The 22,977-nt window shown below is 40.5% G+C and carries 17 protein-coding genes; 6 read left to right on the top strand and 11 right to left on the bottom strand.

Annotated elements, in window-relative coordinates; genetic code table 11:
• Positions 1–137: 137 nt before the first annotated feature.
• The 8 genes from sufE to ydiJ all read right to left on the bottom strand — a co-directional run bounded on the left by sufE (position 138) and on the right by ydiJ (position 9,669).
• Positions 138–554 (bottom strand): cysteine desulfuration protein SufE, encoded by a 417-nt coding sequence (sufE, locus tag PSF67_RS04405; RefSeq protein WP_102139705.1) that lies wholly within the window; start codon positions 552–554, stop codon positions 138–140.
• A 33-nt stretch (positions 555–587) separates the two neighbouring features.
• Positions 588–1,826 carry a cysteine desulfurase SufS gene (gene sufS, locus PSF67_RS04400; protein ID WP_102139706.1) on the bottom strand — a complete coding sequence of 413 codons (1,239 nt, stop codon included), beginning with the start codon at positions 1,824–1,826 and terminating at the stop codon, positions 588–590.
• A 5-nt stretch (positions 1,827–1,831) separates the two neighbouring features.
• Positions 1,832–3,139, bottom strand: a complete 1,308-nt coding sequence (gene sufD / locus PSF67_RS04395) for a Fe-S cluster assembly protein SufD (RefSeq protein WP_206275852.1) — start codon at positions 3,137–3,139, stop codon at positions 1,832–1,834.
• Complete coding sequence (sufC, locus tag PSF67_RS04390; RefSeq protein WP_004263776.1) at positions 3,114–3,860, bottom strand: Fe-S cluster assembly ATPase SufC; 747 nt, start codon at positions 3,858–3,860, stop codon at positions 3,114–3,116. The genes sufD and sufC overlap by 26 nt, the downstream gene beginning before the upstream one ends.
• A gap of 45 nt (positions 3,861–3,905) precedes the next feature.
• Complete coding sequence (sufB, locus tag PSF67_RS04385; RefSeq protein ID WP_102139708.1) at positions 3,906–5,405, bottom strand: Fe-S cluster assembly protein SufB; 1,500 nt, start codon at positions 5,403–5,405, stop codon at positions 3,906–3,908.
• 16 nt (positions 5,406–5,421) lie between these two features.
• Positions 5,422–5,790 (bottom strand): Fe-S cluster assembly scaffold SufA, encoded by a 369-nt coding sequence (gene sufA, locus PSF67_RS04380; RefSeq protein WP_102139709.1) that lies wholly within the window; start codon positions 5,788–5,790, stop codon positions 5,422–5,424.
• A 409-nt stretch (positions 5,791–6,199) separates the two neighbouring features.
• Positions 6,200–6,616 (bottom strand): 1,4-dihydroxy-2-naphthoyl-CoA hydrolase, encoded by a 417-nt coding sequence (gene menI / locus PSF67_RS04375; RefSeq protein WP_102139710.1) that lies wholly within the window; start codon positions 6,614–6,616, stop codon positions 6,200–6,202.
• Complete coding sequence (gene ydiJ, locus PSF67_RS04370) at positions 6,616–9,669, bottom strand: D-2-hydroxyglutarate dehydrogenase YdiJ (RefSeq protein WP_166265286.1); 3,054 nt, start codon at positions 9,667–9,669, stop codon at positions 6,616–6,618. Before ydiJ ends, menI begins: the two co-directional genes overlap by 1 nt.
• A gap of 256 nt (positions 9,670–9,925) precedes the next feature.
• On the opposite strand from ydiJ, the gene ydiK reads away from it, so the two are divergent.
• Positions 9,926–11,041, top strand: a complete 1,116-nt coding sequence (gene ydiK / locus PSF67_RS04365) for an AI-2E family transporter YdiK (protein ID WP_166265289.1) — start codon at positions 9,926–9,928, stop codon at positions 11,039–11,041.
• Positions 11,042–11,751: 710 nt separating this feature from the next.
• Here ydiK and ppsA read toward each other — a convergent pair.
• Complete coding sequence (gene ppsA / locus PSF67_RS04360; protein WP_102140648.1) at positions 11,752–14,130, bottom strand: phosphoenolpyruvate synthase; 2,379 nt, start codon at positions 14,128–14,130, stop codon at positions 11,752–11,754.
• 262 nt (positions 14,131–14,392) lie between these two features.
• Between ppsA and ppsR the strand changes: the two genes are divergently transcribed.
• The 5 genes from ppsR (at position 14,393) to PSF67_RS04335 (ending at position 21,259) form a co-directional block, all read left to right on the top strand.
• On the top strand, positions 14,393–15,256 hold the full coding sequence (ppsR, locus tag PSF67_RS04355) for a posphoenolpyruvate synthetase regulatory kinase/phosphorylase PpsR (RefSeq protein WP_102140647.1): 864 nt from the start codon (positions 14,393–14,395) through the stop codon (positions 15,254–15,256).
• A gap of 123 nt (positions 15,257–15,379) precedes the next feature.
• A complete protein-coding gene (locus tag PSF67_RS04350) occupies positions 15,380–16,429 on the top strand; it encodes a 3-deoxy-7-phosphoheptulonate synthase (RefSeq protein ID WP_272676574.1) in 1,050 nt (349 codons plus the stop codon).
• A 372-nt stretch (positions 16,430–16,801) separates the two neighbouring features.
• Positions 16,802–18,958 carry a TonB-dependent receptor domain-containing protein gene (locus PSF67_RS04345; protein WP_210848767.1) on the top strand — a complete coding sequence of 719 codons (2,157 nt, stop codon included), beginning with the start codon at positions 16,802–16,804 and terminating at the stop codon, positions 18,956–18,958.
• A gap of 122 nt (positions 18,959–19,080) precedes the next feature.
• Positions 19,081–20,130, top strand: coding sequence for a hemin-degrading factor (locus PSF67_RS04340; RefSeq protein ID WP_272676573.1), 1,050 nt, complete (start codon positions 19,081–19,083; stop codon positions 20,128–20,130).
• Between the two features lie 757 nt (positions 20,131–20,887).
• Positions 20,888–21,259, top strand: coding sequence for a helix-turn-helix domain-containing protein (locus PSF67_RS04335; protein WP_004910390.1), 372 nt, complete (start codon positions 20,888–20,890; stop codon positions 21,257–21,259).
• Positions 21,260–21,337: 78 nt separating this feature from the next.
• On the opposite strand, the gene PSF67_RS04330 is transcribed toward PSF67_RS04335, so the two are convergent.
• Complete coding sequence (locus tag PSF67_RS04330) at positions 21,338–22,354, bottom strand: lipoate--protein ligase (protein WP_166265298.1); 1,017 nt, start codon at positions 22,352–22,354, stop codon at positions 21,338–21,340.
• Positions 22,355–22,417: 63 nt separating this feature from the next.
• Positions 22,418–22,906, bottom strand: coding sequence for a C40 family peptidase (locus tag PSF67_RS04325; protein ID WP_102140642.1), 489 nt, complete (start codon positions 22,904–22,906; stop codon positions 22,418–22,420).
• Positions 22,907–22,977: the final 71 nt, after the last annotated feature.

Here is a 22,977-nt window from a genome sequence, read left to right as displayed (position 1 = left end):
ATGAAGTCAGTCTTTTTATGATGATTAAATATAGTTAGATATAGTTAAACACGATGGCTTTAATGGATTACTCAGATAAAGAATAATACCCAAGAAGTAAAATATAGGTAAGGGAGCATAACGCTCCCTCGGTAGGATCACACGAACTGTGCCGCGCGCGATAAAATCGTACGGATCATTGCATTTAAGCCTTGAGTACGTGAAGGTGTTAAATGCTGCTCCAATGCTAATTGCTCAAAAAATGACTTAACATCCAGTGCTAATATTTGTTGGGCAGTTTTACCTTGAAAAAGAATGATCACAATAGCAACTAACCCTTTAACGATCGCAGCGTCGCTGTCACCGGCAAACGTAACGGTACCGTCTGCTTGTTTTTGCATATCAATCCACACTTGGCTTTGGCAACCGGCGATTAAATTATTATCGCTTCTTTGCACCGCAGAGAGTTCAGGTAAACGCCCTCCTAGTTCTATCATATAAAGATAGCGTTCTTCCCAGTCTTGGCAGCGAGAAAAATTACGTAATAACTTATTTTCATCGGGTAATGCGGGCATGCTCATTTCCTTTACTATGTGTTTCTTATGTGCTTAGCCTAACAATTTTTTGATGCGCTGTAACGCATTGAATAAGGAATCAACTTCTTCCTTAGTCGTGTATATCCCCACAGAAGCACGGCACATAGCGGGCACTTGGTAATGTTCCATTAATGGTAAAGCACAGTGATGCCCAGTACGGATTGCAATGCCATACCTATCAAGAAAAGACCCCACATCATAAGCATGGTGCTGGCCTAGATTGAAGGCCAGAACACCTTCCCGTTGGTCATTGCCATATAATATAATTGAAGGTATTTCTTGTAATTTCTTAGACGCATAAGCCATCACTTCAGCTTCATGAGCAAATACATCAGATAAATTTAGTGCATTTAAATAATCGAATGCCGCCCCTAAACCAATAATTGCGCTTACATTCGGTGTTCCTGCTTCAAAGCGCCATGGTGCATCAGCAAAAGTGATCCCTTTGGTCAGGCTAACTTGGCGGATCATCGCCCCACCGCCTTCCCATGGTGGCATCATATCCAAAATAGCTTTTTTACCGTAAAGGATACCAATACCTGTCGGGCCATATAACTTGTGACCTGAAAACACATAAAAATCACAGTCTAAGGCTTGCACATCAACCTGCTGATGCATTGCACCTTGCGCACCATCGACCAATACCGTGATTTCACTGCCTTTTGAGGCAGCAATTGCTCGTGCTTGCTTGATTATCTCCTGTACGGGATTAACTGTTCCTAATACATTAGAGATATGTGTAAAACTCAGCAATCGCGTACGTGAATCAATGACATCATTTAATATATCTAATTGCAGCCTACCATCATCGGAAATTGGGATAACACGGATTTCAAAGCCAATTTCCTCAGCTAACATATACCAAGGTACAATATTCGCATGGTGTTCCATTTCAGTGATGACAATATTGTCCCCTTCATGGAAATACTTCCGGCCAAAACTGTTTGCAACAAGGTTAATGCCTTCCGTCGTACCTTTGACAAACACGATTTCTTCATTTGAAGCGGCATGAATAAAAGCCGCTGCTTTTTGACGAACTTCTTCCATCATTGTCGTCGCGTTTGCACTAAGAGTATGTATACCGCGGTGAACCGCGGCATATTGATGTAGTGTAAACTCACTTTCTTTTTCAATAACTTGCAAAGGCTTTTGCGCACTTGCTGCGCTATCTAAATAGACCAGCGGATGATTATTGACTGACTGAAATAAGGCAGGAAAATCCTGCCTGACTGATGCGACATTGAATGGCATGGATATTAAACCTCCGCTAAGCGCTGGCGGATGTTTGCCATCACAGCGTGTTTTAATTCTTCCGATTCAATAGATTCTGTAAGTTCTGCAGCAAATGCAATAATAATCATATGTTTTGCTGCTTTCCCCTCAATTCCTCTTGAACGCAGATAGAACAACTGTTCGTCATCAATACGACCGACTGTTGCACCGTGACCACACTTTACGTCATCAGCATAAATCTCAAGCTGAGGCTTGGTATCAATTTCTGCTTTTTCACCTAACAACAATGTGTTGTTAGTCATTTGGCCATCCGTTTTTAATGCGTTCGGTGCCACTTTAATCATGCCATTAAAGACAGCTTTACTGCTATCCATTGCAATGACTTTATGTAATTGGCGACTATTGCAGTAGCTATTATTGTGCTCTAAATACGTACGCGTATCTGCAATTTCATTGCCTTTAGGCAGCAATATACTGTTAAGTTCAAACTCAGTATTTTCACCATCAAGGCGAGCACTTGTATGGTTACGCGTTAATAATGCGCCAAGTAAAAAACTCGTACTTTTCACACGGCTATCGCGACCAATAACAATATCATTGTGAGCAAAATGCTGAGACTGACCATTTTCAACATTTAACTTAAAGTGACTAAAGTCTGCGTTATCACCGACTTCAACTGTTAAACGGCTGCCAGTCATGTGCATTTGGTCATTCAAACTAACATAATGCTCAATGACTTGGGCTTTGCTATTTGCATCTAACGTTAAATGGTAGCGATACTGGCTAATATTCGTGGCCTGCTTATCGTTGCTACCCGTGGAGATATTCAGCAAATACAATGGTTTCTCTGCTATTTTATTTGCTGCAAGATAAACAACTAACGGTTGTACCGCCAAGCTTTCTGTTAAATGCAAGAAAATCTCACTATTTACAGGCGAAGGCAGCAAGTCTTGGTTATCAAGCAAAGACACTTGGAATGGCCCCATATCAATGGAGCTTAGTGCTGAACTATAACGCCCATCAATTAAAACAAGGCGATATGCGTCAATTGGCAGAGCCAATGCTTCACACTCTTTTGCTTCAATATCACTATCGCTAAAACGATACTGAGCCTCAAGTACCGTATTTAGTGGTGTATAGTGCCAATCTTCATGGCGGAACACAGGTAAGCCAACTTGTTTTGCCATTTCCCAATGCGTTTTAGCATGTTGGGAATTCGCACCGTGTCGTTGCTCAAATAATTCAGAAAAACGTGACATTGCTTGCTCATTAAGCTTCGCAACTTCTGCACGTTTTTGTGCTCTTTCACTGTTGGTCAATAAGCCAGCCATAACCCTGCTCCTCCAGTTTTTTCGCTAAACTGAAATCACCTGATTTGATGATTTTCCCTTGATATAACACATGGACAAAGTCAGGTTTTACATAATCCAAAATACGCTGATAGTGGGTGACGATGATGAATGAACGCTCTGGCGAGCGTAATGAATTCACCCCGTTAGCCACAATTTTCAGTGCATCAATATCTAAACCGGAGTCAGTTTCATCGAGGATACACAATTGAGGTTCTAGAGCTGCCATCTGCAAGATATCATTGCGTTTTTTCTCACCACCGGAGAAACCTACGTTGACAGAACGAGCAAGTAAATCTTCTGGCATTTCTAATAATTTAATTTTATCTTCAATAAAATCTTGGAAATCGAAACGATCTAATGCTTCTTGCTGACGATATTCTCTGACCGCATTAACGGCTGTTTGCAAGAAAAATTGGTTACTGACCCCTGGAATTTCGACTGGGTATTGAAATGCGAGGAAAACACCTTCCCCTGCACGCTCTTCGGGATCTAATTCAAACAGGTCCTTACCTTTAAACGTCACTTCACCGCTATCAATTTCATACTCTTCGCGGCCAGCAAGTGTGGCTGATAATGTACTTTTACCTGAACCATTTGGCCCCATGATGGCATGAACTTCCCCTGGTTTTACTTCCAGAGATAACCCTTTTAAAATCTCATTACCTTCTACACTCACGTGTAAATCTTTAACACTTAACATATTTACATGCCTTTAGCGCTTTAGCGCAAATAAACTCGATTAGGATCAGCCAACGCTGTGCTCTAAGCTGATCGCCAGTAATTTTTGTGCTTCTACGGCAAATTCTAATGGAAGCTCCGAGAACACATCCTTACAGAAACCATTTACAATCATTGAAATTGCATCGTCTTCGCTGATACCACGTTGTAAACAGTAAAATAACTGGTCTTCCCCAATACGTGAGGTTGTTGCTTCATGTTCGAGCTGTGCCGTATTATTTTTCACTTCCACATATGGGAAAGTATGTGCACCACACTGTGTACCAATTAACATAGAGTCACATTGGGTAAAGTTACGAGCATTATGTGCACTCGGTAAAATTTTCACTAAACCGCGATAGCTGTTTTGGCTTTTACCCGCAGAAATACCTTTAGAAATGATCGTGGAACGGGTGTTTTTCCCGATATGGATCATTTTCGTTCCGGTATCCGCTTGCTGATTGCCGTTTGTTAATGCAACGGAGTAAAATTCACCGACTGAGTTGTCCCCTTTAAGGATGACGCTTGGGTATTTCCATGTGATGGCAGAGCCAGTTTCTGACTGTGTCCATGACATTTTTGAATTTTCACCTTCACACAATGCGCGTTTAGTCACAAAGTTCAGGATCCCACCCGCTTCGCTATCCCCACCAGAGAACCAGTTCTGGACAGTTGAATATTTAACTTCAGCATCTTTATGAATAATCACTTCAACAACCGCTGCATGGAGCTGATAGCTATCACGAACAGGTGCAGAACACCCTTCGATATAGCTGACATAACTACCTTCATCGGCAATTAAAATCGTACGCTCAAATTGGCCTGTTTTGGCTGCGTTGATCCTAAAATACGTTGATAGCTCCATTGGGCAGTGTACGCCTTTTGGTATATACACAAATGTGCCATCTGAAGCCACTGCCGCATTCAATGCAGCAAAAAAGTTATCATGGCTCGAAACGACTGACCCTAGATACTTCTGTACCAGTTCAGGGTACTCTTGAATAGCTTCGCTGAATGAGCAGAAAATCACCCCATGTTTCGCGAGGTCATCACGGTAAGTTGTTGATACCGAGACCGAGTCAAAAATTGCGTCAACCGCAACGGCCTTCCCTTCACGGACAGGAACACCCAACTGGTTAAAGGCTTCTTCAACTTCAGCTGTTAAATAGTTATTGGTTTCAGCCACACCAGTGCCTTGTGTCGCACCAGTTTGCGAACCACAAGTATCATCGCATGAACCACAAGATGGCGCAGAATAATAGCTGTAGTCCTGATAATCGAGATTTGGGTAATTCGCTTTCAGCCAATGAGGTTCTTCCATGCCTTTCCAGTGATTAAAGGCATCAAGACGGAATTGAAGCATCCACTCAGGCTCATTACGTTTTGCTGAAATGGCACGGATCACATCTTCGTTGATACCTTTCGCCATTTCATCAGTTGCGACTTCAGTAAAGAAGCCTTCTTTATAACGCTGGTCATCAAGCCAGCTTTGAACATCATCGCCAACTTCTACATTGCTCTGTGACATAATCTGACTTCACATGTTAAACGCCGAAGCTTTCACCACACCCACAGGCATGTTGGGCTTTCGGGTTATTAAATTTGAAAATTTGATTCAGCCCTTCTTGGACAAAATCAACGACTGTGCCATCAATAAATGGCATTGCTTCTTTTGGCACATAAAGGTGTGCGCCATCGAGTTCAAATAACAGGTGTTGGTCTGTTGGGTTTTCGATCATCTCAAACACATAACCGAAACCTGCGCAGCCAGACTGTTTTACGCCGAGTGAAAGCCCTTTTGTGTTTGGGTTTTGCACCATCAATTTTTTGATTTGTTTTGCAGCGCTTTGTGTCAGGTTAACTCCCTGCCAATTGTTTTCATCAAATGAAAATGTCTCTACACCGTCAGTCATATTGACCCCACATTTCTTATGGCTTTTCAGCCTGTTATCAAGAGATTAACTCTGCCTACCCTATGGTAATGATTAGCTAATTGACTTCAACCATTTGTTTTAAGAGGTTATAGCTATTTTAGCTCTTTTCTTGCTCACTACTAGATTAAAAAACAAACATCGCCCTAGAAAAACCAATCTAACTCATTGATAAGCAATAAATAAATAGAGTTGTATTTTTTATTTAAATTTGTACTAAATAATACACTTAAATGACACAAATTAATAAAGGTGCATTTATTATACAACTTAATTAACTTGATAAAAATGAATTTATAGAAAGAACGGTCATAAAACCACATAAATATAAGGGTTTTATAGGGCATTTTAGCCTTTGATTAGCCAAAAAACCCTACATTTAGAATGGTTATTATTCAAATAATACCGCAGTTGTCAGGCGAGAAGTACAACACAATTTGCCTTGTTCATTGAAAATTTCAATATTCCACACTTGCTGGCGACGTCCTAAATGAATCGGTTTACAAATACCTCTCACAACCCCTGAGCGAGCAGCACGAACATGATTGGCATTGATTTCCAACCCGACCACCTTTTGTTCCCCTTCCGAGCACATATAACCCGCAATTGAACCCAAAGATTCGGCTAACACAACAGAAGCGCCGCCATGCAATAACCCAAAAGGCTGTTTGGTACGATGATCAACAGGCATTATTCCCTCTAAATAATCATCTCCAATTGCCGTGATTTCAATACCGAGATGCCCTAACATGCAGGTTTTTGACATTTCAGCGAGTTGCTGCAAATTAAATTGACGTTTCCAAATCATTAAACTATCTCCAACAGGGCTTGAATCGGATGTTTTATCGATACATTTTCCATTCGCTTAACTTGGCTACGGCAAGAATAACCTGAACTTAAACAGCGATCTTTAGGCAAAGAAGACATCGCGCCTTTCCACGATAAGTCATAAATACCTTTTGAATTTTGAAGATTGGCCACTTCGTGTCCATAAGTCCCTGCCATGCCACAACAGCCAACACTAACATTATTCAATGTTTGCCCAAAGCGAGCAAATAACGCTGCCCATTGGTTCGCACTATTAGGTAAAGCCGTTGATTCCGTACAATGACCGAAAAAATACCACGGTTGTGCCGAAGCCGTTTGCACATTGTGTGGTTCAGGCAATGTCATTAACCACTCATGTGCCAACATCACCGTAAATTGGCACTGCTCTTTGCCTAAAATTTCATGATATTCATCGCGGTAACAAAGTACCAGTGCAGGGTCAACACCGACCATTGGCAACTGTAACTTTGCCACTCGATTTAAAAAGTCCGCAGTCTTACGCGCTGTTTTCGCAAATTTCGCTAAAAAACCTTTGATGTGTTGTGCTTTTCCATTCGGTGAGAACGGTAACAATACAGGTTTAAGGCCTAATTTTTCGATTAAGCGGACAAAATCTGCCACTACTTTGGCATCGTAATAACTGGTAAAAGGGTCTTGAACCACCAGCACATACTTTTCACGCTGTGAACTCGTCATACTTTCAAGTTGCTCAAGCGTGACAGAAACCGCGGCATGTCCTGAAAGTTCTTGTTTCAACGTTGGTTGAGAAAACAACGGCAAATCTACCATGCCAATCGTGTGTTGACTCAATTTTTGCACCATCGGTTGACGTAAAAAGAAATTAAATACCCCCGGTACTTTGGAAAGTAATGGCGCACTCGCTTCAACGTTTGCAACAATATGGTCCCGAATAGGACGTAAATAGCGCCCATGGTACAGCGCTAAAAATTTCGCTCTAAATGAAGGGACATCAATTTTGATCGGGCATTGCGTTGAGCAGGCTTTACAGGCAAGGCACCCTGCCATTGATGCTTTCACTTCATGAGAGAAGTCATAATCGCCTTGCTTCGCACGCCAAGTATTACGTGTTTTCTCTATAAGACCACGCAATGATGGTTGGCTTTGTGTTATACCTTTTTCAAGGTGTTCTGGTGTAATGCCTTGTTCCGCTAGTAACCTTAACCATTCGCGAACAAGTGTCGCGCGGCCTTTCGGGGAATGGACTCGTTGACCACTCACCTTCATCGACGGGCACATCGGGCTTTTCACATCAAAATTAAAACACAGCCCATTGCCATTACACTCCATTGCACCACGGAATTCTTGGCGCATTTGGACTGGAATTTGCCGGTCATACGTTCCTCGCTTGATATCATCAACCTGCTTCATCGGTGCATCCAGCCCCGCAGGTGGACAAATTTTACCTGGATTCAAGCGGTTATCGGGGTCAAAAGCGGCTTTGATGTTACGCAGTTCAGCGTATAACACATCACCAAAAAATTCAGGGCTATATTGTGCACGGAAACCTTTCCCATGCTCCCCCCACAGTAGTCCACCGTATTTCGCGGTTAATGCCACAATTTCATCAGAAATTTGTTTCATCAATACTTCTTGTTGCGGATCACACATATCAAGTGCAGGACGAACATGTAAGACACCTGCATCTACATGGCCAAACATGCCATAATTCAAGTTATGACTGTCTAATAATGCACGAAATTCTACTATATAGTCAGCAAGATGCTCAGGAGGAACACAGGTATCCTCAACAAATGGGATTGGCTTCGCTGCGCCTTTACTATTCCCCAGCAACCCAACCGCTTTTTTACGCATATTATAAATACGCGTAATATCTTCAAGATCATGGCAAGTTTGATAGCCAATCACTCCGGCTTGATTATTCGCCATTAATTCGTCTAAGCGTTGGCACAAGCTTTCAGTCAATTGATTGATTTCATCTTCATCGTCACCACTAAATTCAACGATGTTTAACCCTAACATCTCTTTATTTGGCACATCCGTAATTAAGGCTTTGACGGAATGCCAAACGATGTCTTCTTTTGCCAAGTTAAGTACTTTTGAATCCACGGTTTCAACAGACAATGCTTTCGCTTCAACCATAAAAGGTGCATTACGCAATGCGGACTCAAAAGAGTCATATTTTACATTTACCAAGCGCCGTACTTTTGGCAAAGGTGTAATGTCCAGTGTCGCCTCGGTAATAAAAGCTAAAGACCCTTCAGACCCAGTCAAAATACGGGTAAGGTCAAATTCAGTTAATGCATCATTAAATACATGACGTAAATCATAACCAGTTAGGAAACGGTTTAACTTAGGAAATTTTTCTTCAATTAATGAACGTTGTTCTAAACAGCGTTCTAACACCATTTTATAAATGCGTCCCACCGTAGAATCTTCTGACGCAATCGTTTGGGCGAGTTCGATAGGCATAGCGCGTGTATCTAGGCATTCCCCACCTAACACCATGGCTTTGACGCCTAATACGTGATCAGACGTTTTTCCATAAACTAATGAGCCTTGGCCTGATGCGTCAGTGTTGATCATCCCACCTAATGTTGCTCGGTTACTAGTGGATAATTCAGGTGAAAAGAAATAACCGTAAGGTTTGAGGTATTGATTTAATTGGTCTTTGATAACCCCAGCCTCAACTTTAACCCACCCTTGCTCTGGATTTATTTCTAGAATGCGGTTCATATAACGGGACATATCCACAACAATCCCTTCGGTTAAGGACTGCCCATTGGTTCCCGTTCCCCCTCCCCGAGGTGTAAAGCTAAGTTCACGAAATTTTGCTTGCCCTGCAAGGCGAGTGATAATTTGTACGTCTGCACTCGAACGTGGAAACACAACCGCTTGAGGTAATAATTGGTAAATACTATTGTCTGTCGCCATGGATAAACGCTCAGCATAGCTGGTGCCGTTATCCCCAGTAAAACCCTGTTCTTGTAGCTCATGCAAGAACTCAATGACTAAATGACTAAGATGAGGAGCTTCTGATATACGCGGGATCATTATTAACGATGACTCTTGTTGTTTAGTGTTCGCATTACTCGTTATGTACTATCTTTATTTTAAGTTGCACAATAGTGTCTGAGGTCTATGATGAATTACCCTCACAGCCTGTAAAGACAGTACAGCCGCTGATGACATTGCCATCATGAACCATACCACAATATTGTTTTTTTTAACCGTGAAAAATAATTACGTTATTTTCACCTAAAAATTTGCCACACACGCAGAATTTTCATTTGTAAAGGATCAATCATTAATGGAAAAATCGCAAAAACGCTTGGATCTTCCCAAACTTATTTTCGGCCTATTATCCATCGTTTTAATGATAGCAGCCTGCTTTTGGGTACTTAATCCATTTATTCTTGGCTTTGTATGGGCTGGAATGATGGTCATTGCTACTTGGCCACTATTATTAAGACTAGAAGCTCGCTTATGGCACAAGCGCTGGTTAGCGGCATTAGTGATGGTTCTTCTTATATTACTGCTATTCGTTATCCCATTAGGTATTCTAATCGGCAGTATTATTGAAAATAGCACCCCACTCATTGATTTAGCCAAATCACCGTCAAGCCTAACATTACCTGATTTAGAATGGCTAAATACCATCCCAATGGTCGGTGAGAAAATTTACTATGCGTGGCATAGTTTAGTCGCTAGTGGTGGTAATGCTTTACTGGCTAAAATTCAACCCTACTTTGGCCAAGCTGCGGGGTGGTTTGCTACGCAGGCCATTAGCGCAGGAAGATTTATTTTTCACTTGATGCTAATGTTGCTATTTAGTGGCTTGCTCTACCTTAAAGGCGAATCTGTCATGGTTGGCATCCGTCACTTTGCTGTTCGTCTCGCAGGGATCCGTGGGGATGCTGCCGTCGTATTAGCAGCACAATCTATTCGAGCTGTTGCCCTTGGTGTCGTCGTGACTGCGCTAATTCAAGCCATAGTCGGTGGAATTGGCCTCGCCCTGTCAGGTATCGGTTATGCGGCAATTTTGACTGTCTTATTGTTTATTTGCTGTGTGGCACAGTTGGGGCCTCTACTCATCATGGTACCATCTGTCATTTGGCTGTTTTGGACGGGTGATACAACCTGGGGAATTATTCTTGCGATATGGGCCGCTGTTGTTGCTACCATGGATGGTGTTCTACGCCCATGGTTAATTAAAATGGGCGCAGACTTACCAATGGTTCTGATCCTTATTGGTGTTATTGGTGGGATCCTATCATTTGGTATGATTGGTTTGTTTATTGGTCCAGTTGTATTAGCAGTTTCATATAGCTTACTAAAAGCTTGGATGAACGAAGTCGCGGTTCCAAATGAAGACTTAACAGAAACTGAAAAGTTTCTAGAAGAAGAGTTTTTGATTAAAAAGTAGCATACCACTAATTAGTTGCAGGCATGTTCAAGCAATACATGCCTGCTAACTTAATAAATCCCGTTTCATTAATATTTAGAAACAATATTTAACATTCTAACGTTAGTATTTAGGCTAATTTATGTTAACATAAATCTATTGAATTAATTCTCTTTAAGTAACAATGATTAATATTAATATTGAGAGTGTTCTTAATGATTGTATAATATGAATAGTTTAACATTTGATTATTCAATCATATAGATCTACAAAGCTATGCCATCCCCTTTTAGGCGTGGTTTTATTAACTGAATTGCTGTGTGTAGTCTTTGCCTGTCAGCCCATGATAGGCTTTTTTTTTATCTTAATTTAATATGAATACTATTCATGTCCCAATCAGAATATCAGCTTATAATTATTGATTAACATCAATTTCTGACATTATTATCAGTAATCTTACTCTTTTAGCGTTATATAATTAATTAATCTTCGTTACACTTATTTAGGATATGCTATCCTTTTAAAACTTAATACTCACAATGGGAGTAATTATATTTTATTTACGCTTAGCTTATACCTAAAAAGTATTATGCAGACAGTTATCCAGAACTGTTTAATATTAATCTACTTATAATAGTATTTATCAATTTCTATAATAGGCAGTTTTAATCAAGTAAATGCAAAGGCTGAATGTAATTCACATTCAGCCTGATAATTAATAAACGAGATAACTATTGATTTTCAGCTATTGTTAGCCACGTTTGTACGACAGTATCAGGGTTTAAAGATAAGCTATCAATACCTTCATCGACCAGCCATTGGGCGAAATCTTGATGGTCGGATGGCCCTTGACCACAAATACCTACATACTTATTTTGGCGTTTTGCAGCTTGTATTGCCATGGATAACATCGCTTTAACTGCATCGTTTCGTTCATCGAATAATTCAGAAACAACACCTGAATCCCTATCAAGGCCTAATGTTAACTGAGTCATATCATTCGAACCGATAGAGAAGCCGTCAAAATGTTCGAGGAATTGGTCAGCCAGTAAAGCATTTGATGGTATTTCACACATCATAATGACTTTTAAGCCGTTTTCACCACGTTTTAAATCATGTTTCGCCAGTTCTGCTATCACTGACTCCGCTTGTGCAACTGTCCGCACAAATGGGATCATGACTTCAACATTCGTTAGGCCCATAGTATTACGAACACGTTTAACCGCTTCACACTCTAATGCAAAACAGGCGCGGAAGCTGTCAGACACATAACGGCCAGCACCACGGAAACCTAGCATTGGGTTCTCTTCTTCAGGCTCATAAATATCCCCACCGACTAAGTTGGCATATTCATTTGACTTGAAGTCAGATAGACGAACAATAACGCGTTTTGGCCAAAAAGCCGCGGCTAGAGTCGAAATTCCTTCGGTTAATTTGCCAATATAGAACTCAATTGGGTCATCATAACCTGCCATCATTTGGCGAATTTCTGCTTGTAGCTCAGGAGATTGCTTATCAAACTCCAGCAGCGCTCTTGGGTGAACACCAATCATACGATTGATGATAAACTCAAGTCTCGCTAAACCCACGCCTTCATTAGGTAAGCAAGCAAAATCAAATGCACGGTCAGGGTTGCCGACGTTCATCATGATTTTGACATCTAGATTTGGCATATCACTCACTTCAGAGCTGTGAATTTCAAACGCCAGTTTACCTTCATACACAAAGCCCGTATCACCTTCTGAACAAGAAACGGTCACCTCTTGGCCTTCGTGCAAACGGTCAGTTGCATCACCACATCCTACAACAGCTGGAATACCTAATTCGCGAGCAATAATTGCGGCATGGCAGGTACGTCCACCACGATTTGTGACAATCGCAGCGGCTTTTTTCATGATAGGTTCCCAATCAGGGTCAGTCATATCGGTAACGAGTACATCACCGGCCTGAATTCTATCCATCTCACTCAAGTTATGAATGACTTTAACAACCCCAGAACCAATACGATGACCAATTGCACGTCCTTCAACTAAAACTTGTCCTTGTTGTTTTAATTGATAACGCTCCATCACTTGTTGATTAGAGCGAACGGTTTCTGGCCTTGCTTGGACAATATACAAACGCCCATTATGACCATCTTTTGCCCACTCAATATCCATTGGGCGACCGTAGTGCTTTTCAATCTGTATAGCTTGGCGTGCAAGCTCTTCCACTTCGAGATCAGTTAAAGAGAAACGATTGCGTAGCGCTTCTGGCACATCTTCGATTTGTACTTGTTTACCGTGCTCTTTACTGTTGGCATACACCATTTGTAATTTTTTAGAGCCCAGTGTACGACGCACAATCGCGGGACGGTTATTGGTTAGTGTTGGCTTATGAACATAAAATTCATCTGGGTTCACAGCGCCTTGCACCACCATCTCACCTAAACCATACGCAGAGGTGATAAATACGACTTGGTCGAAACCCGATTCAGTATCAATCGTAAACATAACACCCGATGAGGCTAAATCTGAACGTACCATACGTTGAACGCCCGCGGACAACGCTACACCGCGGTGGTCATAACCTTGGTGAACACGATATGAAATCGCACGGTCATTAAACAGTGAAGCAAAAACGTGTTTGATCGCAACTAATACTGCGTCTATCCCTTGAACGTTAAGGAATGTTTCCTGTTGCCCTGCAAACGAAGCGTCAGGCATATCCTCAGCGGTTGCCGATGAACGGACAGCAAATGAGGCTTCCGCTTCACCTTCTGACAATTGCGCGAATGCATCACGAATATCTTGTTCCAACTCCTTCGTCAGTGGGGTATCAATCACCCATTGACGGATCTGAGCACCTGCTACAGCCAGTTGGTTCACATCATCAATATCCGTTTCATCTAGCAGGTTATAAATGCGCTGATTTACACCGCTCTGCTCCAGAAAATCATTAAACGCCTGTGCGGTTGTCGCGAAACCGTTAGGTACGGATACTCCCAGATCAGATAAGTTAGTGATCATTTCACCGAGAGAAGCATTTTTGCCTCCTACACGGTCAACATCATTCATCCCTAATTGGTTATACCAAAGTACATTACACGGAGTGAGGCCATTTGTGGACATTGAAAGCGATCCTTTTATAGCAATTTAGTGACAGAGTACAAATCGTAAAAAATCTCGTTGGCGAAAATTCGCCTCGTGAAATAGACTAGCACAGACGATAAGAGAAGATGGACTGGTGAATCGTTCCATCACTGAAGAAAACTTTTTTGTTCTAAAAATCGTTCAAAAAATGGCTATAGTTCCCCCTATAAACTAATTTTTAAACTTTAAACAAAGATAATATCTCCCAATATCCAGTGATAAATACAATAAGAGACGAATAATGATGACCGAATTAGGAACAATGAATAATATGGCAAGCCAAGTTCAACGCACTGTTTTTTTTATTTCTGATGGGACAGCGATCACCGCTGAAACTTTGGGGCACGCCGTACTTTCTCAATTTCCTCTGTCATTTATTTCTTATACATTGCCGTTTGTGACAAGCGAAGCCCGCGCCCAGGAAATTAAACAAAAAATTGATATTATTTTCCAAGAAACCCAGTTGCGCCCTTTAGTGTTCTATTCGATTATCTCCCCTGAAGTAAAACAAATCATCACCCAAAGTGCCGGGTTTTGCCAAGATATCGTCCAAAGTTTAGTCGCCCCAATTCAAAAGGAAGTTGGCCTAGAACCCGAGCCGAAACTCAACCGAACTCATGGTTTGTCTATGCAGAATATGAATCAATATGATGCTCGTATAGCTGCCATTGAATACACTCTAGCTCATGACGATGGGATTTCTTTACGTAATTTAGACCAAGCCCAAGTGATACTTATTGGTGTTTCACGTTGTGGTAAAACGCCAACAAGTCTCTATTTAGCGATGCAATTTGGTATCCAAGCCGCAAACTACCCATTTACGGCTGATGATATGGATAACTTACAGTTACCTGTAGCGTTGCGCCCATATACTCATAAGTTATTCGGTTTAACTATCAGCCCTGAACGGTTAGCGGCCATTCGTGAAGAGCGCCGTGAAAATAGCCGTTATGCATCCATCAGGCAATGTCGTATTGAGATAGCGGAAGTGGAAGCTTTATTTAGACAAAATAAAATCAATTACTTAAATACAACGAACTATTCTGTTGAAGAGATTTCTGCAAAAGTGATTGATACCATGGGCTTACAAAGACGAATATTTTAATCAATACTAATAAAAAAAATATTCATTCCTGCTAAGTTGGAGGTTGAAATTAAGCCACATTCGTTTATTGTGATCTTAATCACTTATAGGGCATATGCCTATTAAAGTTTTTTGAGAAAGAAAATGCACAAAACTGATGAATTACGTACTGCGAGAGTGGATAGCTTAATTACCCCACAAACTCTCGCTGATGAATTTCCTATTTCCCAAAAAGTTGCTGACAACGTGACAACGTCACGTAAACGAATTGAACAGATTCTATCTGGTGAAGACCCTCGTCTACTTGTCATTGTCGGCCCTTGTTCGATTCATGACATCGATGCCGCTATTGAATACGCGAAAAAATTAAATGTATTAAGAGAACGTCATCAAGACCGTTTAGAAATTGTCATGCGAACTTACTTTGAGAAACCGCGTACTGTCGTTGGCTGGAAGGGGTTAATTTCAGACCCTAACCTCGACAATTCTTGCCAAGTCAATACAGGCATCCGCTTAGCACGCAAGTTACTAATTGAAGTTAACCAATTAGGGCTAGCTACAGCAACCGAATTTCTTGATATGGTTACTGGACAATATATTGCAGACCTCATTAGTTGGGGAGCTATTGGAGCCCGTACAACAGAGAGCCAAATCCATCGTGAAATGGCATCCGCACTGTCTTGCCCTGTTGGTTTCAAAAATGGGACTGACGGTAATATAAATATTGCTATTGATGCGATAAAAGCGGCAAAAGCACAGCATATGTTTTTATCACCGGATAAAAACGGGCAAATGACGATTTACCAAACCAGTGGTAACCCGCATGGGCATATAATTATGCGTGGCGGTAAACAGCCTAATTACACTGCCGGTGACTTAGCCGCAGCTTGCGACAAACTACGTAAATTTGAATTACCAGAGCATTTAGTGGTCGATTTCAGCCATGGTAATTGTCAAAAAATTCATCGTCGCCAACTCGAAGTTGCACGAGATATTGCGGAGCAAATAAAAGATGGCTCGACCGCTATCAGTGGAGTGATGGCAGAAAGTTTCTTAGTTGAAGGCACACAAAAAGTGGTTTCTGACCAACCGTTAGTTTATGGCCAATCTATTACCGACCCATGTCTTGGTTGGGAAGATACCGAACAACTTATTGAAATTCTTGCTCAAGCTGTTGAGTCACGCTTCAAATAAGCTTAATAACGCCAATCTATTTCTTACAATAAGCCTTTTAGTGAAGTAAAAACTAAAGGGCTTTTATATTTTATAATAAATATAATTATCATTTAAATATAACCAAAACGATATAATAATTTAATTATTCAAACAAAAACAGCATTTTAATCTAAAAAATTCTTGACCCACCTCTCACTAACGATAATAATTCTCACTACGAACTAATTTATCCGTCAGGTAACCCGTAGCCTAGCCCTTGCTATTCGCTGCAACATTACAGAGCCAACTAGTTCAAATAAACAAATACGCTGTACAAATACTCATTGCATGCCACCCAGATAACTTATCCAGGCAGCCAGCAAATTCTGAAACCAAAGGAAAGGATTTCCTATGCTGTTTAAATCGATGCCTGCATCACTCCATCAAAATCATAGAATATCACTCTCAGCTCTTACTGCTACTGTCGTAATGACCGGGTTTAGCCACACAGTCTTGGCTGAAAATTCGTCGACTCCAAAAGCAATGTCAAAAACGGATACCCGCGACATTATTCACGTTTCTACCTCACCTCTTAGTTTAGAGAATATCGCTGTAGCAGAACAAGTCGATGTAATTGATGCAAAAGCACCTGAATATCAATCTGCAACATCCGCCTTAGATTTACTAAAAGGCCAAGCTGGGGTATTTGTTTCTGGTTCCAATAGCACTTATGGCCAGGGCATTCAAATGCGAGGTTATGATTCACGAGGTGTTAAAGTCACTGTTGATAATATCACCCAAGACTTTTATTCCGGCTTATATGAAGCCACATTTATTGACCCCACCTTAATAAAAAAAGTCTACGTCCATAAAGGCGCATCATCTGTACATCATGGCGGCGGTGCATTAGCTGGAGTTGTCTCATTCAAAACAATAAACGCAGCTGACATATTAAAACCAGGGCAAAAACTCGGTGGCCAGGTATTCAGCGGTATTAACCGTAATGACCACGGTTACTATGCAGGTGCAACGCTGTTGGGAAGAACTGAATCAACGGATACCCTATTCAGCTATAGTCAACGTAAAAAGTACCTACTCGGCTCACCCGAATTTGAAGAGGTTGATAATACTGAACAGCTAAGCAACTGGATGCTCAAAAGTAGTTGGCTTGCCCACCCTTCATATAACTTGACGTTACAATTAAAAGAATACCGCAACAACAGTTTAGGGGTAAAACAACCCGCTAAACCTTCAGAAAAAAATAGATATCCAAATACACCGCATGAAAGGCAAAGCCATCAGCGAGATATTGCCATTAGCCAATTTTTTACACCCAAAAATGAGATAAATTGGCAAGCTCAGTGGGATGTTTATTATACAGATTTATATTTAGATCAAACTGATACAATTAAGGTCAAGAGCAAACCAAAAGAGTATGGCTCTGAAGCGCGAAATCAATATACCTATGGGACTAAATTTACTAATAGCTTCACGTTACCTATGTATAACTGGGTAAATCATCATATTCAAAGTGGTTTCGAATATTATCAGCAAAAGCAAACGTCGAATCAGTATGCAATAAGTTATCCACCGGCAGAACTCGACAACATGTCAGGCTGGTTGGTCAATGACATGACATTGCATCAATTACCGTTAACTTTATCAATTGGAACGCGCTTTACACAATACCGTGCATCGAGGGATAATTTCCCTGAAAGTAAACATACCAACTTGTCATCCCGTATGGCTGTTAGTATTACTCCAACCCATTGGCTCAATCTTTTTTCATCATACGCTGAAGCATACCGTACCCCACGTATGTCCGAGCTTTATAACAATTCAAACCATTTCACTATACCCTTTTTTGGCACTTCCTCGAACTTTCGCCCATCGCCTGATTTACTTCCAGAAACGAATAAAACCCTCGAAACAGGCGTAAAATTCAGTTTTGATGGGGTACTTATTGATAATAGCGACCTTCAATTTGGTTCAACCTACTTTAAGACCAAATCTAAAAATCATATTGCCCTCGAAGGCCTCTATACGCCAAGGTATGGCCAATGGTTCCCCGATGAACTTTATTATATCAATATCCCCAGCGCATCCATTTATGGCATCGATAGCTTTATAAGCTACAGAACACCGTGGTTTGAATTAAATATCAATCACAATAAAACCACAGGTAGAGAAGACGGCTCTCATTATTCTCTTTCGTCTATACGCCCTGAAACACTAACGACTCGATTCAATGTACCGGTTGCTAGTACTGGCTTTACTCTAGGTTGGATAGGGGAATTCTCTGCAAGAACGCAACTTCAAGGTAATGATAAATATAAAAAGTGGCATCACAAATCAGGCCAAGGTTTAGATCGTTATCATAAAGAAGTCATTCAGCATGCTGGCTATAGCATTCATGATTTCTATGTGAATTACCAAGCAGATCAGTTCATTAAAGGATTAAGTTCAACTCTCACAATGAAAAATGCATTTGATAAGCCGTATGTTTCTTCAATGGGAGTTCCTCAAGAAGGCCGAAACTTTTATATCAACATGAATTACAACTGGTAGTTAAGTAGTAAAAAAACATGTTATCAACTGATTTTATTAATTTTATCAACAGTATAAAAATAAATCAGTTGATAACGCTTCACTGTGTCTTGTCATTTCATTAAGGAAAAAAGGAAAAATTTGTGAATTCAAACCTCTATCATGATTACCTACAAGCTAAAAAAACGTACACTCATAAGCACTCCCAAGAAATAGCGGCCTTACTTGGCGTATCTGAAGCCCAGTTAATTCATTGTCGTGTCGGTAAAGATAATGTTCAACGATTGGTCAGCAAACCCGTTGATATCTTGCAAGGTTTAACCACGATAGGGAAAGCTATAGGGATCACTCGCAATCAGTATGCTGTTAGTATTCAAACGGGCGCATATAATAACCCGAAATTTAGCAGCCATGGTGGGCTATTTCTAAACCCTAAAGCATTAGACTTACGTATGTTCTTTGCGCAGTGGAGTTCAATTTTTGCACTCACTGAAGAAACGCCAGAGGGAACTCGCCACAGTATTCAATTTTTCGATAAATATGGTGATTCTTTACACAAAGTCTTTTCCACCGACAACACGGATATGGCTGCTTGGCAAGCCATAATAGAACGCTACAACACATCAGAAAATCCGCCTATCGAACCTAAAACAATTTCGCCATTTTCAGAACAGAAAATCAGCGAAGAACTCGCCTCTCAATTAGAACAACAATGGCGTGAGATGACAAATGTTCATCAGTTTTTTGGCATATTAAAGAAACACAATTTAAGTCGTCAGCAAGTTTTTCGTGTAGTTAGCAAAGAATTAGCATGGCAAGTACCTTCAACGGCCTTATCTGATCTGCTTTCCCTTGCATACCAAGCACAAAATGAAGTGATGCTCTTTGTAGGAAACCGTGGATGCGTGCAAATATTTACAGGAAAAATAAATGAACTATCATCACTCTCTGTTGAAAGCTCTCAAACTGATTGGTTAAATATTTCAAGTACAAACTTTAAACTTCATCTCATTGAAAGCGGCATTTCTGAGTGCTGGGTCACACGTAAGCCAACTAAAGATGGCTTTGTAACAAGCCTTGAGGTCTTTGATACCCAAGGTAACCAAATTATTCAAATGTATGGCCAGCGCATAGAAGGCACACCAGAACAAATAGAATGGAGCAAACAAATTCTTTCTATATCACGTATTTGATAAAAGAATAATAAAAAGATAAACGGGCTTCTAATGGTAATTTTCTGGATCCTTTCCTATCAGAGATAGTGGATTAAGCTAGAGATGAAATTTGCCATAGAACCCTTTACCTGATTTATTCATAGCAACAACATAAACCGCTTTTGCGGTATAGAAATAACATAATTGTCTACTACTCACATATACTCTAAATAATTCGAGTTGCAGCTAGGCGACAAGTGAAGAGAGGCCGATGAGCATACATGAGTATGTGATTCGGCGAGCTGAGCGCAGTCAACAACACTGCAACTTGAAATATGACGAGTATAGTACATCATACTTACCGTATTCTATTGATTATTACTCCCCGAAATACAATTATGGTCTTCTCCCACCAAAACAATTACCTCGGAATTTCCTGTTTATTGTTATAGAAAAATGATTATAAATGAAACAATAATTTTTCAATTATTTACTTGGTTAATAATTTCGAATGGCTTAATCAATTTTCTTGAACGTAATAAGACGTCTGTCTTGTCATCACCTAAACAAAACACCAAAAGAATATAATCACTTGAATTAAAACAACTTTAAACATACAATGATGAATGTTTAAAATGTTAATTTTTTCAACATCTATTGTACTGATAGTTATTCTCATTAAAAAACCGCACGTTTAGCCTATCGATATATCGGAAAAACAGGAAGAATAGACTCTAATTTCGTGAGTTATTATTAGTTATTAATGAACAATAGCCTACTTGAGTAGGAGGTAAATATGTCAGAAAGTGTAGTCAACGATATTGTTAAATGGCTTGAAAGCCAGTTGCAGCGCAATGAAGGCATCAAAATCGACACAATTGCCGATAAAAGCGGTTATTCAAAATGGCATTTACAGCGTGTTTTCAAAGAAATGAAAGGTTGCACGCTTGGCGAATACGTCCGTAAACGTCGTTTATTAGAAGCGGCCAAATCATTACGTGAAGGCAACTTACCTATTCTTGATATCGCATTGCAATATGGCTTCAGTTCACAGGCAACATTTACCCGTATCTTTAAAAAGCACTTTGATACAACGCCTGCAAAATTTCGCCAATCTGGTGAATTACCTGAATGCAAAAACTTTATGACTTGTAGCTGTCATAACTGATTATTTTAGAACGTCCCTTCCTATTAGTTATTTGCAATTTTGTAGTCTATGTCTGAGCCGATTATATCGGCTCTTTTTTTAACTTAACTCATGGACTAGCCAGTTTTCCAAATCAGCTAACTGCTCCTGCAATTGTGGCCATTTAACGGCCATCTCTTTGCTCAAAGAGCGTATCGTTTCTGTTTGATAGGCTTTACCCGATAATTGCTCACTTAACCACTCCAAAGGGGATGGGTCTAAGCTATCTGTAAAAAACTGGCAGCGATTTATCACACCTTTTTCGATATCAAAATGAAACTCAATTCCTCCCCAAGGAAAACGGGTATCAGAATAGTGAGAGAAAGCGGGTGCTTGTCCAAAATTCCACTCCCAACTACTTTGTTTAGCGAAGGTTTCTGCAAAATTTGGCAAGTCAGGTAATTTTTCAGGGGAGATATACTCTGCTTCGACCGTTTCACCGAAGTAATTAAAAAAACTCTTAATTATTCCTTCGCAAACAATTTCATGAGAGATATGGGGGACAAGCTCAGATAAATTAGCCACTCGAGAACGTACAGATGTGATCCCTTTTGCCTGTAATTTTTTAGGATCTGGATTCAAGTAATTTGCTAAGCGACCTAAATCTGCGTTAATCAGTAAGGTTCCATGGTGAAAACCTCTATCTTTCGTTTCTCGGTATGCAGAACCCGAAATTTTTCGTGGGCCACTTTCAGTATCTAAGACTAAATCATTACGACCTGATATTTCTGCGTTAATACCGACAAGTGCTAGCCCATCAACAATAATTTGTGTAGAAACCGTTTTGTCATACTCCGGCTTTCCTGCCATAAACGTAAAACACGTGTTACCTAAATCATGAAAAACAGCGCCACCGCCACTGCTACGCCGGGCTAAACGGACATTATCTTCTTCCATTTTTCGAGTATTGCACTCTTTCCACGGATTCTGCGCACGCCCTATAACTACCGTGTCAGCATTTCGCCAGAGAAACATAACACGTTGGTCAGTTGGCATTTGTCGGAAAATAGTTTCTTCAACCGCAAGGTTAAACCAAGGGTCGTAGGATCCAGAGATGAGTAAACGTACTGTTGACATTAAGCTATCCTTAAAACAAAACTTGCTCTTAAGATAACATAATCACTGAATAAAATAGTGAATTTAGATGCGCCTTGCCTGCCAAAACACTTTTCGCCAATAAACGTTATCCATTGATGAGCGGATCACCCCTTTACTCGTTGACGCATGAATGAATGTATTATCGGTATCGTAAATACCCACATGTAGCCCATTCTCTCCTGAGCCCGTCCTAAAGAAGACTAAATCCCCTGGCATCAAATCAGATTTATCAATACGTGTGCCTAATTGAGTTTGATCCACCGTTGTGCGAGGTAGTTGAATGGCGAAGCGATCATTAAATGTGCGATAGACAAAGCCGGAACAATCGACACCGTTTTGATTCATTCCACCATAATGATAAGGTGTGCCATACCACTGCTCTAGCTGGTCTTTTAATTGTGCTATCGTCATGATTGGATCTGATAACTGTGTTTTTAACGGTGGTGGTGGCGTTCTTTTAACAGGCGTTGATGAACAACCAATTAAAACTAAACACAGTAATAGTGGTAGGTGTTGTATTTTAATAACCATAAAGCACCTTATTTATCTATCTCATTACGATAACTTGCTTATATTATAGTGCGTGATGACGATAATATAAG

Source organism: Providencia sp. PROV076 (genome assembly GCF_028483405.1).
In the GTDB taxonomy this organism is placed as follows: domain Bacteria; phylum Pseudomonadota; class Gammaproteobacteria; order Enterobacterales; family Enterobacteriaceae; genus Providencia; species Providencia huaxiensis.
Note: the sequence above shows the minus strand (reverse complement) of the source record. Positions and strands in the feature narration are given on the sequence as shown.

What these genes read in the sequence shown, in the direction of transcription:
- sufS (WP_102139706.1), bottom strand. Translation starts at nt 1,826, where the DNA reads ATGCCATTCAATGTCGCATCAGTCAGGCAGGATTTTCCTGCCTTATTT.
- sufA (WP_102139709.1), bottom strand. Translation starts at nt 5,790, where the DNA reads ATGACTGACGGTGTAGAGACATTTTCATTTGATGAAAACAATTGGCAG.
- sufC (WP_004263776.1), bottom strand. Translation starts at nt 3,860, where the DNA reads ATGTTAAGTGTTAAAGATTTACACGTGAGTGTAGAAGGTAATGAGATT.
- PSF67_RS04350 (WP_272676574.1), top strand. Translation starts at nt 15,380, where the DNA reads ATGCACAAAACTGATGAATTACGTACTGCGAGAGTGGATAGCTTAATT.
- sufD (WP_206275852.1), bottom strand. Translation starts at nt 3,139, where the DNA reads ATGGCTGGCTTATTGACCAACAGTGAAAGAGCACAAAAACGTGCAGAA.
- sufE (WP_102139705.1), bottom strand. Translation starts at nt 554, where the DNA reads ATGCCCGCATTACCCGATGAAAATAAGTTATTACGTAATTTTTCTCGC.
- menI (WP_102139710.1), bottom strand. Translation starts at nt 6,616, where the DNA reads ATGATTTGGAAACGTCAATTTAATTTGCAGCAACTCGCTGAAATGTCA.
- PSF67_RS04345 (WP_210848767.1), top strand. Translation starts at nt 16,802, where the DNA reads ATGCTGTTTAAATCGATGCCTGCATCACTCCATCAAAATCATAGAATA.
- sufB (WP_102139708.1), bottom strand. Translation starts at nt 5,405, where the DNA reads ATGTCACAGAGCAATGTAGAAGTTGGCGATGATGTTCAAAGCTGGCTT.
- PSF67_RS04330 (WP_166265298.1), bottom strand. Translation starts at nt 22,354, where the DNA reads ATGTCAACAGTACGTTTACTCATCTCTGGATCCTACGACCCTTGGTTT.
- PSF67_RS04325 (WP_102140642.1), bottom strand. Translation starts at nt 22,906, where the DNA reads ATGGTTATTAAAATACAACACCTACCACTATTACTGTGTTTAGTTTTA.
- ydiK (WP_166265289.1), top strand. Translation starts at nt 9,926, where the DNA reads ATGGAAAAATCGCAAAAACGCTTGGATCTTCCCAAACTTATTTTCGGC.
- ppsR (WP_102140647.1), top strand. Translation starts at nt 14,393, where the DNA reads ATGATGACCGAATTAGGAACAATGAATAATATGGCAAGCCAAGTTCAA.
- ydiJ (WP_166265286.1), bottom strand. Translation starts at nt 9,669, where the DNA reads ATGATCCCGCGTATATCAGAAGCTCCTCATCTTAGTCATTTAGTCATT.
- ppsA (WP_102140648.1), bottom strand. Translation starts at nt 14,130, where the DNA reads ATGTCCACAAATGGCCTCACTCCGTGTAATGTACTTTGGTATAACCAA.
- PSF67_RS04335 (WP_004910390.1), top strand. Translation starts at nt 20,888, where the DNA reads ATGTCAGAAAGTGTAGTCAACGATATTGTTAAATGGCTTGAAAGCCAG.